The organism is Pantoea phyllosphaerae, from assembly GCF_051025595.1.
Classification (GTDB): domain Bacteria; phylum Pseudomonadota; class Gammaproteobacteria; order Enterobacterales; family Enterobacteriaceae; genus Pantoea.
In genome coordinates, this window is the sequence record NZ_JBPFDE010000005.1 from 163,261 (window position 1) to 175,828 (window position 12,568).

The window sequence follows — 12,568 nt, forward strand, 5'->3', positions numbered from 1 at the left end:
ACGCAGCGGGGGCAAAACGGGAAAGGCGTTTTACCCTTCTTTACGCGATAAATCGCTGTTTCTCTGAGCGGAATGGCGATTTCGCCAACGAATAACACCATTTTGGCTGTTTTTCAGGCGAATGAATTCGTACAGGCTTTACATCCTTCGGGGGGATGTTTATAGTGCGCCTCATTGCGGAGGGGTGGCCGAGTGGCTTAAGGCAGCGGTCTTGAAAACCGCCGATGGGAAACCATCCGAGAGTTCGAATCTCTCCTCCTCCGCCACTTTCCTGCTCAGGCAGGAACAGGCAATGCGGCAACGTCGTTTTGCCGATGTGAAAAGCATCACCCCGGAGGGATGGCCGAGCGGCTTAAGGCAGCGGTCTTGAAAACCGCCGATGGGAAACCATCCGAGAGTTCGAATCTCTCTTCCTCCGCCACACCAGACAGGCCAGCACAATGTGCTGGCCTGTTGCATTTCTGCCTTCCAGTTTCTACTGGTACGGTACCGCGCTTTACAGGCTGCTTTCGGCCCGCTCTGCTATAGTCCATTCAGGTTTTTACAAACATCGGGCGCATTTCGCGGCCAGCTTGAGTTACACTGTGGGCCACTATGCTCTGATCAGAGCTAATCGGTTGATAGCCAGAGTGTTTCTCTACTGAATAAATGGAATAGGCACAATGATCAAGAAACTGAGTCTTTGCGCACTGTCGGTGCTCGCCGCGCTGCCGATCGGCATGGCGGCCCAGGCGGCTGAAGGCGATATGCAGCTGCAGCAGGTACTGATGTTTAGCCGCCACAACCTGCGCGCGCCGCTGGCCGATAACGGCAGCGTGCTGGAACAGTCGACGAAGAAAAGCTGGCCGCAGTGGAGCGTGCCGGGCGGGCAGCTCACCACCAAAGGCGGCGTGCTGGAAGTCTACATGGGCAACTACACGCGTCAGTGGCTGGCGCAGCAGGGCCTGGTGCATAACGGCAGCTGTCCTGACAGCAGCAACGTCTTTGTCTACGCCAACAGCCTGCAGCGCACCGTCGCGACGGCTCAGTTCTTCGTTAACGGCGCGTTCCCCGGCTGCGATATCGCCGTCACCCATCAGGACGCCATGGGCACCATGGATCCGGTGTTTAACCCGGTGATCACCGACGACAGCGAGGCCTTTAATAAGAAAGCGCTGGCGGCAATGACGGCGGAAAACGAAAAGCTGGCGCTGAAGCCTGCGCTGCAGCAGCTGGATAAGATCGTCGATTACAAATCCGCGCCAGCCTGCAACAATAAAAAACAGTGCGACCTAAGCAGCGGTGACAATGTCTTCAGCGCCGAAAACGGCAAAGAGCCAAACGTCAGCGGTCCGCTGAAGGTCGGCAACTCGCTGATGGACGCCTTTACGCTGCAGTATTATGAGGGCTTCCCGCTTGAGCAGGTCGCCTGGGGCCAGATCAAAACCCCAGAGCAGTGGAAAACGCTGTCGGCGATTAAAAACGGCTATCAGGATGCGCTTTTCACCAGTCCGGATATCGCGCGCGAAGTCGCCGCGCCGCTGGTGGACTACATCCGCAGCCAGCTGGTGGATGAGGACAAAGCCAACGCGCCGAAAATCACGCTGATGGTCGGACACGATTCCAACATCGCCTCGCTGCTGAGCGCGCTGCAGGTTAAGCCCTATGAACTGCCCGGCACCTGGGAAAATACGCCCATTGGCGGACAGCTGGTGTTTGAACGCTGGCATGATGCGAAAAACAACAAAGATCTGCTGAAGCTGGAATATGTCTACCAGACCGCCGATCAGCTGCGCGATGGTGAAGTGCTGAGCCTGAAGAATCCGCCGAAGCGCGTGACGCTACAGCTGGAAGGCTGTCCGACCGACGGCAACGGCTACTGCAGCTGGGATCAGTTCGCTCAGGCGCTGAACGGCGCGCTGCAGGGCACACCGATGGAGCCGGTCGCTCAGCCGACCGCGGCAGCGGCAGCGGCTGAAGATGCCGCTAAACCAGCGGAAAATAAACCGGCCGCCGGTAAAGCCGCTGCTGATAAAGCAGCGGCCGATAAGGCCGCCGCTGACAAGGCAGCCGCGGAAAAAGCCGCCGCGCAAAAGGCGGCTGAAGCGAAAGCCGCAGAAGAGAAGGCGAAAGCAGCCGAGGAGAAAGCGAAGGCAGAGCGCGCCGCGGCGCAAAAGGCGGCGGCTGAGAAGGCGGCCGCCGATAAAGCGGCGGCAGACAAAGCCGACGCGGATAAGCCTGCTAACGCGACAGCGCAGAAGCCGGTGGAATCGGCGCAGAACAGCGACGCGAAACAAGCCGTCACCCAGTAAAACCAGCACTCATGAAAAATCCCGCCGCGGCGGGGTTTTTTTATGGGCCAGGCGGATTAGCCTGCCACCACCACCAGTTTCTGGTTGGCGAACTCTTTGATACCCAGGTCCGACAGCTCGCGGCCATAGCCGGAGCGTTTCACGCCGCCAAACGGCAGCTCAGCTGAGGTATCGCTCTGTGAGTTGATAAATACCATGCCGGTCTCAATCGCCGAGGCGAGGCGACGACCGCGTGCGTTGTCGCGCGTCCAGACCGAACCACCCAGGCCGTAGTGAGAGTCGTTCGCCAGCGCAACGGCGGCGTTGTCGTCGCCCACCACGTAAATCTGCGCCACCGGGCCGAAAAACTCCTCATAGTAGGCCGGATTATCCGGGCGGATATCGGTCAGGATCGTCGGCTGGAAGTAGCAGCCGACGCCCTCAACTGGCTTGCCGCCGATCAGCAGCGTTGCGCCGTTCTTCACCGCCTCGTCGACCTGCTTCGCAAGGCGATCGCGCGCCTCTCTGGAAGAGAGCGGTCCCAGCGTGGTCTGCTCGTCGAGCGGATCGCCCAGGCGCGCCGCCTTCAGCGCGGCGCTGAACTTATCGATAAAGGCGCTGGCGATCTTTTCGTGCAGAATGAAGCGTTTGGCGGCGGTGCAGACCTGGCCGCAGTTGCTGAGCCGCGCCTGCGCGCCCTGACGCACCGCTTCGTCGATATCGGCGTCGTCGAGCACGACGAAAACGTCGTTGCCGCCCAGCTCCAGCGTCGATTTCTTCAGGTATTTGCCCGCCTGCTGCGCCACGGCGCTGCCGGCGCGTTCTGAACCGGTCAGGGCGACACCCTGCACGCGATCGTCGGCAATCAGCTCGGCGACCTGGTCGCTGCTGATAAACAGGTTAGTCCAGGCACCTTCCGGCGCGCCTGCCTCGATGACCAGCCTGGCAAACAGGTCGGCGCAGTGCGGCACGATATTGGCATGTTTCGCCAGCACTGGATTGCCCAGCGCCAGATTGGGCGCCAGCACGCGCATTAGCTGGTAATAAGGAAAGTTCCACGGCTCGACGGCGACCAGCACGCCGATGGGATGATACTCGACCCAGGCCTCGCCCAGTTCGCTGGGGTAGGGCTGCGGTTTCAGGATCTCTGCCGCATGGTCGGCGTAGTAGCGCGCGATCTGCGCGCAAATTTTCACTTCTCCACGGCTCTGACCAATCAGCTTGCCCATCTCTTTGCTGGCGATGGCGGCCAGCTCGTCAACCCGGCTTTCAATCAAATCAGCCAGTCTGGCGAGCACCTGCAGACGCGGCGCGATATCCCCTTTGCTCCACGACGAGTGGAACAGGCGATCGGCGGTTTCCAGCGCCTGGCTGACCGCGGCGGCATCGTGAGAAGGCCAGCTTTTCAGCAGCTGATTATTGGCGGGGTTAATGCTCTGATAGGAAGACATAGATTCTCCTTGGTCAGTCAAAAAGGTGAGGCGGGAAATCCCGCCTCGCAATCAGATATTTTTGCGCTCTACCGGCGTATCGTCCCACGTCAGCACGTCGGCTTCTGTCTTGTCAAAGGCGCGAAACAGCACTTCGTCGTTACCCTGCTGACGCCATATCTCTTCCGCCAGCTTCTCGTCGTAGTTCGCTACTTCGAAAATAGCCTCTGCGATCTCGGGAGAGGTGTGACGCAGCGTGGCCCATTCGCCCACGTGGTGTGCTTTCGCTTGATCGTTAGACATCATTTTCTCCTTAGTGAAACTTACCCTTTGAGTTTTACCGTTATGCCGGCAACGTGCTCGCCCTGGAAACGGGCGATATTAAGTTCTTCTTCCGAAGGCTGACGCGAGCCGTCGCCACCCGCCAGGGTGGAAGCGCCGTAAGGCGTGCCGCCGCGCGTCTGGGAAATATCAAACAGCTCTTTGGTGCCGTAGCCAATCGGCACGATCACCATGCCGTGGTGCGCTAACGTGGTCCAGACCGAGGTAATGGTCAGCTCCTGGCCGCCGCCGGTGCCCGTTGAGGTGAAGACGCTGGCAACCTTGCCGAACAGCGCGCCAGAGGCCCACAGGCCGCCGGTGCGGTCCCAGAAGGTGCGCATCTGGCCAGACATATTGCCGAAGCGCGTTGGCGTGCCGATCAGGATAGCGTCGTACTGCGGCAATATGTCCGGCGTGGCTTCCGGCGCCGCCTGGTCGGTTTTTCCGCCTGCCTGGGCGAACCGCTCGGCGTCCATGGTTTCCGGCACGCGCCGGATGTCGACCTCGACGCCCGAAACGCGGCGCGCGCCTTCCGCTACCGCGTTCGCCATGGTTTCGATATGTCCGTACATTGAGTAATAAAGCACCAGAATTCGGGCCATTGCGCGCTCCTCAGCATGTGAAAACCTAAGCAGAAGTATAGAAGAGCTTTTTGGCCCTGCGGCGAGATCGCAAAATTTGCGCTTTTTCTGATGCATTGCATTCAGGCCGCGACCTGCGCACAATGGCGCCCGTTAAATCGCTAAAGGTGAGATATGTCGGACGTTTCCCGCACCCTGACGCTGCGCGTTTCGCGCGAAGAGCTGGTGCTGATTTTGATTACCATGATCTGGGGCGGCACCTTTCTGGTGGTGCATCGTGCGATGGCCGTTTCAGGGCCGTTCTTCTTCGTCGGCCTGCGCTTCGCTACCGCCGCGCTGATCCTCGCCTGCGTTTTTCGCCGCGCGCTGGCAGGCACCACACGTCAGGAGCTGATCGCAGGCGCGCTGATCGGCCTGTCGATTGCAGGCGGCTACGGCCTGCAAACCTGGGGCATGCAGACCATCTCCAGCAGCCAGTCCGCCTTTCTCACTGCGCTCTACGTGCCGGTAGTGCCGCTGCTGCAGTGGCTGTTTCTACGGCGGCCGCCGGGCGTGATGGCGTGGTGCGGCATACTGCTCGCCTTTCTCGGCCTGCTGCTGGTGGCCGGGCCGCAGGATGGCCGCATCAGCCTTAACCAGGGCGAAATCGCCACCTTGCTCAGCACGCTGGCAATTGCCGCCGAGATTATCCTGATTAGCCGTTTCGCCGGTCGGGTGGACGTGCGCCGCGTAACGCTGATTCAACTGGCGGTCGCCTCGCTGTGCGCCTTCGCCCTGATGACGCCGAACGGCGAGTCGATGCCGGCGCTCAGCCCGACGCTGCTGCTGAGCGCGCTGGGTCTCGGCGCGGCCAGCGCGCTGATTCAGGTCACCATGAACTGGGCGCAGCGCAGCGTTTCACCCACGCGCGCCACGGTAATTTACGCGGGCGAGCCGGTCTGGGCAGGTGTGGTAGGGCGCATCGCCGGAGAGCGACTCCCGGCGGCAGCCATTCTCGGCGGCGCGCTGATCGTCTGCGGCGTGATCGTCAGCGAGCTGAAGCTCAGGCGAAAAAAAACGGCGCCAGAGGCGCCGCACAAATAATCATCCCTGCTGACGCGCCGCACGCTCCGCCAGCGGCGCGCCGCGTCGACACAGAATCGCATTAAGCAGAATCGCGCCGAAAGTGGCCGTGCCGATGCCGCCCAGGGTAAAGCCGCCGATTTTCAGAGAAAAATCGCCCGCGCCCAGCACCAGCGTAGTGGCGACCATAATCAGATTGCTGTTCTGGCTAAAGTCCACATGGTTCTGCACCCAGATGCGCGCGCCCGCGACCGCGATCAGGCCGAAGACCACAATCGAGGCGCCGCCGATAACCGGCGCGGGAATCGTATGGATCAGCGCGCCGAACTTTGGTGAAAAGCCGAGGATCAGCGCAATCAACGCCGCCGCCACGAAGGCGAGCGTCGAGTAGACTTTGGTGACCGCCATCACGCCGATATTCTCCGCGTAGGTCGTGACGCCGCTGCCGCCGATCGCGCCGGAGATCATGGTCGCCAGGCCGTCGCCAACAAAGGCGCGTCCCATCCAGGGATCGAGATTGCGACCGGTCATACCCGCGACCGCCTTGAGATGGCCGAGGTTTTCCGCCACCAGGATAATGGCCACCGGCGCGATCATCACCATCGCCTGAAGATCGAAGCTGGGTGCGGTGGTTTGCGGCATGCCGAACCACGCGGCCTGCGCCACGCCGCTGAAGTCGACCGGTTTGCCGAAGCCCAGCACGTTGGTCAACAGCGCATAAATCGCCCAGGCGACGATGAGCCCTACCAGAATCAGCAGGCGCTGCACCATCCCGTAGGTAAAGACCGCCACCAGCCCGATGGCGAGCACGGTCATTACCGCCATCCAGCTGTCGAAGCCAGAAGCCGCCACGCTGTGCACCGCAATGGGCGCCAGGTTTAGCCCAATCGCCATGACCACGGCGCCGGTAACTACCGGCGGCATCAGGCGTTCGATCCAGCGCGTACCCACCTTCATCACCAGCAGGCCGATAAGCATATAGAGCGCGCCGCAGGCGATGACCCCGCCGAGCGCGACGCTGAGATGGGGATTAAGTCCCTGCCCGTTGAAGCCGGTTACGGCGATGACCACACCGACAAAGGCCGCGCTGGATCCCAGATAGCTCGGCACGCGTCCGCCGGTGATAACAAAAAAGAGCAGGGTGCCGATGCCTGACACCAGGATCGCCAGATTGGGATCCAGCCCCATCAGCAGCGGCATCAGCACGGTGGCGCCGAACATCGCCACCGCATGCTGCAGGCCGAGGATCGCCGTTTGTCCAAACGGCAGCGTCTCATCCGGGGCGATAAGCCCGCCGTCTGATACCGCCGACTTTTTACGCCATTGAGGAAACCAGGAACTCGCCATCGTTATCTCCAGAAAGAGTGGTATCAGGCCGCGCAGGGCGGATTAGCGGGCGTCCTGCCGCGGCAAGGGGAGGTAGCCGCGATCGAACCAGGCCAGCCCGTGCATTTCATTGCTAAACCTCAGCGCCAGCACTTCGCAAAACAGCACGTCATGGGTGCCGACCGGCGTAATGTCGCTGATGCGGCAGTCGAACGAGACCAGCGCCCCCTCCAGCACGGGCGAGCCTGTCACCGCCGTGCGCCACTGCGCCGCCTGAAAGCGCGCTTCCATCGGCGTTTTGCCGCCGAACAGGCCTGAAAGCGCTTCCTGACCGGCCGCCAGGGTATTGACGCAAAGCTGACGGTTGGCGTCGAAGACTGACCATACCGAGGCTGAACGATTCAGGCAGACCAGCAGCGTCGGCGGCGTATCGGTGACGCTGCACACCGCGGAGGCAGTAAAACCTGCGCGGCCCGCCGGGCCATCGGTGGTGATGATATTTACGGCGGCGCCAAGGCGCGCCATGCCGTCGCGAAAGGCCTGCTTCTCTACGAGCGCGATCTCAGGCGTAAGGGTAAGGGTGCTCATCGTTATCTCCTTAGCTCGCCGCGCGCTGCGGCGCGGCTTCGCTCCTGTTAAGCCACTGCAGCAGCAGCGAATTGAATCCGTCGGCGTCGGTGACGCTCATGGCATGTCCGCCCCAGGACATGGCGATCTGCTGCGCGTTGGGCAGCGCCGCGGCTAACTCCCCGTTGCAGCTCCAGGGCACCAGCATGTCGTCCTGGCTACAGATCGCCAGCACCGGCTGCTGAATGCGCGCGGCCAGCGAGGTGAAGTCGGCGCGCATCAGGGCGTCCAGGCGCAGCAGCAGGTTATCGCGCCCCTGAAAATGGGCGAGATGCGCCGCCTCTTCTTCGGCAAGACGCGGCTGATGCTGCGCCATCCACTCCGCCGGATAGAGAAACAGCGGCTGCGCGCGCACGAAGGCCTCGACGCCCACCTTGAGCAGCAGGTCTTGCCGCACCTGAAAGCAACGTCGCGTATGGGGATGCAGCCGCAGCCAGCCGTTGATGACCGCCACGCGCTCAATGCGTTCCGGATAATCGAGCGCCAGCTGTAGCCCGACGAGACCGCCGAGCGCGTGACCGATGAGGCCAAAGCGCCTGATACCGCGCTGCGCCAGCGCCTCGGCCAGTTCGGCCGCCATCATCGCCATCGAATAGTCGGCGGGCAGCGGCTGCGCGCTACGGCCGGTGCCGCGCTGGTCGTAAACCACCACGCGATAGCATGCGCTCAGCGCCGCCAGCTGCGGCTGCCAGAAACCCGCTACGCCGCCGAGGCCGGAAGCCAGCACCAGCGTCGGTGCCGCGGGATCCTGCCGTCCCAGTATCTCCAGATGCATTACGCCTCCCCCCTGCCGATATGCGCCACGCTGGCGATCTCCACCAGCGCGTCGGGCTTCACCAGACCGCACTGAATGCAGAAGCGCGCCGGTTTATCCCCGGCAAAGTATTCCGCGTAAACCGCGTTAATGGCGGCGTAGTTCTGCCAGTCGGTAAGGAAGATTGAGTTAAAGGTCACGTCGTCAAGCGTGCCGCCCGCGGTTTCAATCACGCTTTTAATGGTTTCCAGCACGTGGCGCGTCTGCGCGGCGGCGTCGCCGACATGCACCACATTATTCTCTTTATCGAACGGCAGCGTGCCGGAGACATAGACCACGCCGTCGGCCAGCGTGCCCGGGACGAAAGGGGCGATAGGCGTGGCGGTGCCCGGAGGAATAATCACAGACTTCGGCATGGCGTTACTCCTTATGACCTTGCAGGCTTTCGCAGAAGGCGTCGACGCTGGAGACCCAGCCGAAAAAGGTTTCGATATTGAAAATCGCCGCCTGCTGGGCGAAGGGCGGACCCGCCTGGTAAGTGGCGTCTTCCAGCACCACGCCAAAATATTCAAGGAAAAAGCCGTCGCGCAGCGTCGATTCCACGCAGACGTTGGTGGCGATGCCGGTAAAGATCAGATGACGGATGCCGCGGCTGCGCAGCATGCTGTCGAGCGGGGTGTTGAAAAAGCCGCTGTAGCGCGGTTTCGGCAGCACGATATCCTCTGGCTGTGGCTGCAGCGCGTCCACCAGCTGATAATCCCAGCCGCCTTTGGCCAGCAGCGAACCCTGCAGCTCAGGACGTTTGCGCATGGTTTTCAGGGCGTTGGATTTATGAAAATTCGGCGAACCGGCGTCGCCCGCTTCGACATACTGGTTGTCCCAGCCGTTCTGGAACCAGACGATCTGCACGCCCGCCGCGCGCGCGGCGGCGACCGCCTGCGCAATCTTCTCGATCACCGGCGTCGTGGCGGAGACGTCGAAGCCAGCCAGGTCGAGATAGCCGCCGGGCGTGGCGTAGGCGTTCTGCATATCGACCACGATCAGCGCGCTTTGCGTGGGCGGGAAAGCGATCGCTTCCGGGCGCGCAGGCAGCTCAACCTGCGGCAGCGCGGCAGTATGGGCGCAGTAAACGGTACTCATCAGGCCACCTCTCTGTTGTCATTAATCTCGCTGCGACACTGCATCAGCGGCTGGATATGCTGACCAAACTCTTCGATGCCCTGCAGGAAGTCGTCGAAGGTGAGCAGCACACCCTCGGCGCCTTCAACCTGCGCCACCTCATCCAGCATGCGCGCGACGTTAGCGTAAGAGCCGACCAGCGTGCCCATATTGATATTGACCGCGGAAGTGGGATCGGCCATCTGGCGCACGTTGGTGTCGCTGCCGGAACGCTTGTCCTGCTGACTCTGCGTGGTCAGCCAGGCAAGCGCCTCTTCGTCGGCGCCCGCTTTGTAATGTTCCCATCTGGCGCGTGCCGCCTCGTCGCTGTCGGCGGCGATAATCATAAACAGCACGTAGGAGCCGACGTCGCGGCCCGCCTTCTCCGCCGCCTGCTTCATGCGCGCGGCGGTGGGGGCGAAGGCCGCTGGCGTGTTGACCCCTTTGCCGAAGCAGAAGTTGTAGTCAGCATGCTGTGCGGAAAAGGCCATGCCTGCGTCGCTCTGACCGGCGCAGATCACCTTCATTGGCTTCTGCGGCTGCGGGCTGACCCGGCAGTCGTTCATGGTGAAAAATTCGCCTTTGAAATCGGACTGGCCGCTGCCCCAGAGATCGCGCAGCACGGTAACGTACTCTGTCAGGTAGTCGTAGCGGCGGCTAAAGTAGTCATCGCCGGGCCAGATGCCCATCTGCTCATACTCCGGCTTCTGCCAGCCGGTCACCAGGTTGACGCCGAAGCGGCCGCCGGAGATGGAGTCGATGGTGGAGGCCATGCGCGCCACGATGGCGGGCGGCAGCGTTAGCGTGGCGGCGGTGGCGTAGATCTCTATACGCGAGGTCACGGCGGCGAGGCCTGCCATCAGGGTGAAGGATTCAAGGTTGTGATCCCAGAATTCGGTTTTGCCGCCAAAGCCGCGCAGCTTGATCATCGAGAGCGCAAAGTCGAAGTGGTAGCGCTCTGCCTTTTGTACGATCGCCTTATTCAGCTCGAACGTCGGCTTGTACTGCGGAGCGTGGGTAGAAATCAGCCAGCCGTTGTTACCAATCGGAATAAAAACGCCAATTTTCATGTCAAACCCTCTTTGCCAGGTGATAAATGATGTGGTGCGCTGCGCGGCATCCTGCGTCATCCCTGATGGCGGCGCTTGCTGACAAATTTGCAAAGGTTGTGCCACAAAATAAAAAGATATATTTAACAGAAGGTTAAATATTACAGGGCAAAGAAAAGTGGAACGGCTGGTCCGTTATGGACCAGCTGGTCAAAAATCTCTGCACGTTTTGCAGGCAGGCTGAACAAAAAAGGTGCAGCGTTCAGGTTGGGCAGGGGTGAGCGGCTTTGCTATGATGCCAGTACGCTTAAGGAATGAGGTAACGCTGTGAAAACCGATGAAAAAAAACCGACGCGACGTTCGCGCGCCACTGCGGCGAAACGCGCCGCTATTCTGGAGGCCGCGCTGGCGCTTTTCTCTCAGTTTGGTATTCACGGCACGCGTCTGGAGCAGGTCGCCGAGCGCGCTGACGTCTCGAAAACCAATCTGCTCTACTATTATCCTTCAAAAGAAACGCTCTATATCGCCGTGCTGAAAGAGATCCTTGACGTCTGGCTGGCGCCGCTGCGCGCGCTGCAGCACGATATGGATCCGCTTAGCGCCATACGCCGCTATATCCGCCTCAAGCTTGAGGTATCGCGCGATCATCCGCAGGCGTCGCGCCTCTTCTGCCTGGAGATGCTGCAGGGCGCGCCGCTGCTGAAAGGAGAGCTGGCGGGCGATCTCAAACAGCTGGTGGACGATAAGGCGGCGATTGTCGAGCGCTGGATTAATGAAGGGCGGCTGGCGGGCGTACAGCCACAGCATCTCTTTTTTATGCTGTGGGCGGCGACGCAGCACTATGCGGATTTCGCCAGCCAGGTCGAGGCGATTACCGGGCAGACCCTGAGCGATCCCCAGTTTTTTGATGAAACGGTCGAAAACGTGCAGCGCATGATTATCGAAGGGATACGCGTGCGCTAATTTCCCGGCGGCTGGTGCCGTCGCTCTGTCACGGAGTTATCGATGGATTCTGTTTCGCAACTGCTGTTGGGCGCGTCGGTCAGCGTCGCGGCGATGGGGCGCCGGACGCCGCTCTGGCAGGCGGCGGCGGTAGGCGCCGTTTGTGGCACGCTGCCCGATCTCGATGTGTTTATCGATCACGGCGACGCTATCCGCAATATGACGCTGCACCGCACCGAGAGCCATGCGCTGCTGTGGCTGACGCTGGCCTCGCCGCTGCTCGCCTGGCTGATCGCAGGCCTGTTCCGGCGCGGAGTAAGCTGGCAGCAGTGGTGGCTGGCGATTTGGCTGGCGCTGATTACCCATCCGCTGCTGGATCTGATGACGGTGTACGGCACGCAGCTTGGCCTGCCGCTCACCGATCACCCCTTTGCCATCGGCAGCATCTATATCGTCGATCCGCTCTATACGCTGCCGCTGCTCCTCTGCCTCGCGGTCGCGCTGCGGCGCGGCGGCGCCAGCGGTCTGCGCTGGAATCGCGCTGGATTAACCCTGAGCACGCTCTATCTCGCCTGGAGCGTGGCGATTCAGGGCGTGGCGGGCTGGCAGATCAGCCAATCGCTGGCGCAGCAGAAGCTGCCCGACGAGAAGATACTGGTGACGCCAACCGCATTTAACACGCTGGTGTGGCGCGCGGTGATTATTGATGGCGATCGCTATGGCGAAGCCTGGTGGTCGCTGCTGTCGCCGACGCGGCCGCTGCAGATCCACTGGCAGGCGCGACACACGGCGCTGTTCGCGCCGCTGAAGGGGAGCTGGTATGCGGAGCGCGTCGCCTGGTTCAGCCACGGCTTCTATGCGCTGCGCGAGCAGGAGGGGCAGACGATTATTGCCGATTTGCGCATGGGGGAAGCGGGGCGTTATACCTTTACCTTCGGGCTGGGCACGCCGCAGTCGCCCGCTGCGCATCCACAAAGGCTACCCGCCGCGCGGCCCTCGCTGGAACAAAGTTTTAAAGATATCAGGGAGCGTTTATAAAAACGGGCGT

At 61.5% G+C, this 12,568-nt stretch carries 13 protein-coding genes and 2 tRNA genes; 6 read left to right on the top strand and 9 right to left on the bottom strand.

The window, feature by feature from the left end; genetic code table 11:
• The first annotated feature begins 178 nt into the window (after window positions 1-178).
• The 3 genes from ACR6A7_RS09200 to agp all read left to right on the top strand — a co-directional run bounded on the left by ACR6A7_RS09200 (window position 179) and on the right by agp (window position 2,291).
• A tRNA-Ser gene (locus ACR6A7_RS09200) sits at window positions 179-266 on the top strand.
• Window positions 267-333: 67 nt separating this feature from the next.
• A tRNA-Ser gene (locus ACR6A7_RS09205) sits at window positions 334-421 on the top strand.
• A gap of 241 nt (window positions 422-662) precedes the next feature.
• On the top strand, window positions 663-2,291 hold the full coding sequence (gene agp / locus ACR6A7_RS09210) for a bifunctional glucose-1-phosphatase/inositol phosphatase (RefSeq protein WP_434124588.1): 1,629 nt from the start codon (window positions 663-665) through the stop codon (window positions 2,289-2,291).
• A 56-nt stretch (window positions 2,292-2,347) separates the two neighbouring features.
• Here agp and ACR6A7_RS09215 read toward each other — a convergent pair whose 3' ends face one another.
• The 3 genes from ACR6A7_RS09215 to wrbA are packed head-to-tail and all read right to left on the bottom strand — an operon-like array spanning window position 2,348 to window position 4,623.
• Window positions 2,348-3,721, bottom strand: a complete 1,374-nt coding sequence (locus ACR6A7_RS09215; protein WP_434124590.1) for an NAD-dependent succinate-semialdehyde dehydrogenase — start codon at window positions 3,719-3,721, stop codon at window positions 2,348-2,350.
• A gap of 51 nt (window positions 3,722-3,772) precedes the next feature.
• On the bottom strand, window positions 3,773-4,003 hold the full coding sequence (locus tag ACR6A7_RS09220; RefSeq protein ID WP_033751138.1) for a YccJ family protein: 231 nt from the start codon (window positions 4,001-4,003) through the stop codon (window positions 3,773-3,775).
• 20 nt (window positions 4,004-4,023) lie between these two features.
• A complete protein-coding gene (gene wrbA, locus ACR6A7_RS09225; RefSeq protein ID WP_434124591.1) occupies window positions 4,024-4,623 on the bottom strand; it encodes an NAD(P)H:quinone oxidoreductase in 600 nt (199 codons plus the stop codon).
• Between the two features lie 153 nt (window positions 4,624-4,776).
• On the opposite strand from wrbA, the gene ACR6A7_RS09230 reads away from it, so the two are divergent.
• Window positions 4,777-5,685: a DMT family transporter gene (locus ACR6A7_RS09230; protein WP_434124592.1), complete on the top strand. Its 909-nt coding sequence runs from the start codon at window positions 4,777-4,779 to the stop codon at window positions 5,683-5,685.
• Here ACR6A7_RS09230 and rutG read toward each other — a convergent pair whose 3' ends face one another.
• From rutG to rutA, 6 genes are read right to left on the bottom strand one after another with little or no spacing between them, the layout of a single operon-like run.
• Entirely contained in the window at window positions 5,686-7,011 is a 1,326-nt protein-coding gene (rutG, locus tag ACR6A7_RS09235; RefSeq protein ID WP_434124593.1) for a pyrimidine utilization transport protein G, read from the bottom strand. It abuts the gene before it with no gap.
• A 42-nt stretch (window positions 7,012-7,053) separates the two neighbouring features.
• Window positions 7,054-7,578, bottom strand: coding sequence for an NADH-dependent FMN reductase RutF (rutF, locus tag ACR6A7_RS09240; RefSeq protein WP_434124594.1), 525 nt, complete (start codon window positions 7,576-7,578; stop codon window positions 7,054-7,056).
• Between the two features lie 10 nt (window positions 7,579-7,588).
• The gene (gene rutD / locus ACR6A7_RS09245; protein ID WP_434124595.1) at window positions 7,589-8,392 is read right to left on the bottom strand and encodes a pyrimidine utilization protein D; all 804 of its coding nucleotides are present in this window, start codon (window positions 8,390-8,392) and stop codon (window positions 7,589-7,591) included.
• Window positions 8,392-8,787 carry a pyrimidine utilization protein C gene (gene rutC / locus ACR6A7_RS09250; RefSeq protein ID WP_434124596.1) on the bottom strand — a complete coding sequence of 132 codons (396 nt, stop codon included), beginning with the start codon at window positions 8,785-8,787 and terminating at the stop codon, window positions 8,392-8,394. Before rutC ends, rutD begins: the two co-directional genes overlap by 1 nt.
• A gap of 4 nt (window positions 8,788-8,791) precedes the next feature.
• Window positions 8,792-9,511 carry a pyrimidine utilization protein B gene (gene rutB, locus ACR6A7_RS09255; protein ID WP_434124597.1) on the bottom strand — a complete coding sequence of 240 codons (720 nt, stop codon included), beginning with the start codon at window positions 9,509-9,511 and terminating at the stop codon, window positions 8,792-8,794.
• Window positions 9,511-10,599: a pyrimidine utilization protein A gene (gene rutA, locus ACR6A7_RS09260; protein WP_434124598.1), complete on the bottom strand. Its 1,089-nt coding sequence runs from the start codon at window positions 10,597-10,599 to the stop codon at window positions 9,511-9,513. The genes rutB and rutA overlap by 1 nt, the downstream gene beginning before the upstream one ends.
• 306 nt (window positions 10,600-10,905) lie before the next feature.
• Between rutA and rutR the strand changes: the two genes are divergently transcribed.
• Both rutR and ACR6A7_RS09270 read left to right on the top strand, forming a co-directional pair.
• Complete coding sequence (gene rutR, locus ACR6A7_RS09265; protein ID WP_434124599.1) at window positions 10,906-11,541, top strand: HTH-type transcriptional regulator RutR; 636 nt, start codon at window positions 10,906-10,908, stop codon at window positions 11,539-11,541.
• Between the two features lie 42 nt (window positions 11,542-11,583).
• Window positions 11,584-12,558, top strand: coding sequence for a metal-dependent hydrolase (locus tag ACR6A7_RS09270; protein ID WP_434124600.1), 975 nt, complete (start codon window positions 11,584-11,586; stop codon window positions 12,556-12,558).
• Window positions 12,559-12,568 lie beyond the last annotated feature (10 nt).

Bases quoted from the DNA above. Each gene is read 5' to 3' on its own strand.
- ACR6A7_RS09270 (WP_434124600.1), top strand. From the start codon at position 11,584: ATGGATTCTGTTTCGCAACTGCTGTTGGGCGCGTCGGTCAGCGTCGCG.
- wrbA (WP_434124591.1), bottom strand. From the start codon at position 4,623: ATGGCCCGAATTCTGGTGCTTTATTACTCAATGTACGGACATATCGAA.
- rutA (WP_434124598.1), bottom strand. From the start codon at position 10,599: ATGAAAATTGGCGTTTTTATTCCGATTGGTAACAACGGCTGGCTGATT.
- ACR6A7_RS09220 (WP_033751138.1), bottom strand. From the start codon at position 4,003: ATGTCTAACGATCAAGCGAAAGCACACCACGTGGGCGAATGGGCCACG.
- rutF (WP_434124594.1), bottom strand. From the start codon at position 7,578: ATGAGCACCCTTACCCTTACGCCTGAGATCGCGCTCGTAGAGAAGCAG.
- ACR6A7_RS09215 (WP_434124590.1), bottom strand. From the start codon at position 3,721: ATGTCTTCCTATCAGAGCATTAACCCCGCCAATAATCAGCTGCTGAAA.
- agp (WP_434124588.1), top strand. From the start codon at position 663: ATGATCAAGAAACTGAGTCTTTGCGCACTGTCGGTGCTCGCCGCGCTG.
- rutC (WP_434124596.1), bottom strand. From the start codon at position 8,787: ATGCCGAAGTCTGTGATTATTCCTCCGGGCACCGCCACGCCTATCGCC.
- ACR6A7_RS09230 (WP_434124592.1), top strand. From the start codon at position 4,777: ATGTCGGACGTTTCCCGCACCCTGACGCTGCGCGTTTCGCGCGAAGAG.
- rutD (WP_434124595.1), bottom strand. From the start codon at position 8,392: ATGCATCTGGAGATACTGGGACGGCAGGATCCCGCGGCACCGACGCTG.
- rutB (WP_434124597.1), bottom strand. From the start codon at position 9,511: ATGAGTACCGTTTACTGCGCCCATACTGCCGCGCTGCCGCAGGTTGAG.
- rutG (WP_434124593.1), bottom strand. From the start codon at position 7,011: ATGGCGAGTTCCTGGTTTCCTCAATGGCGTAAAAAGTCGGCGGTATCA.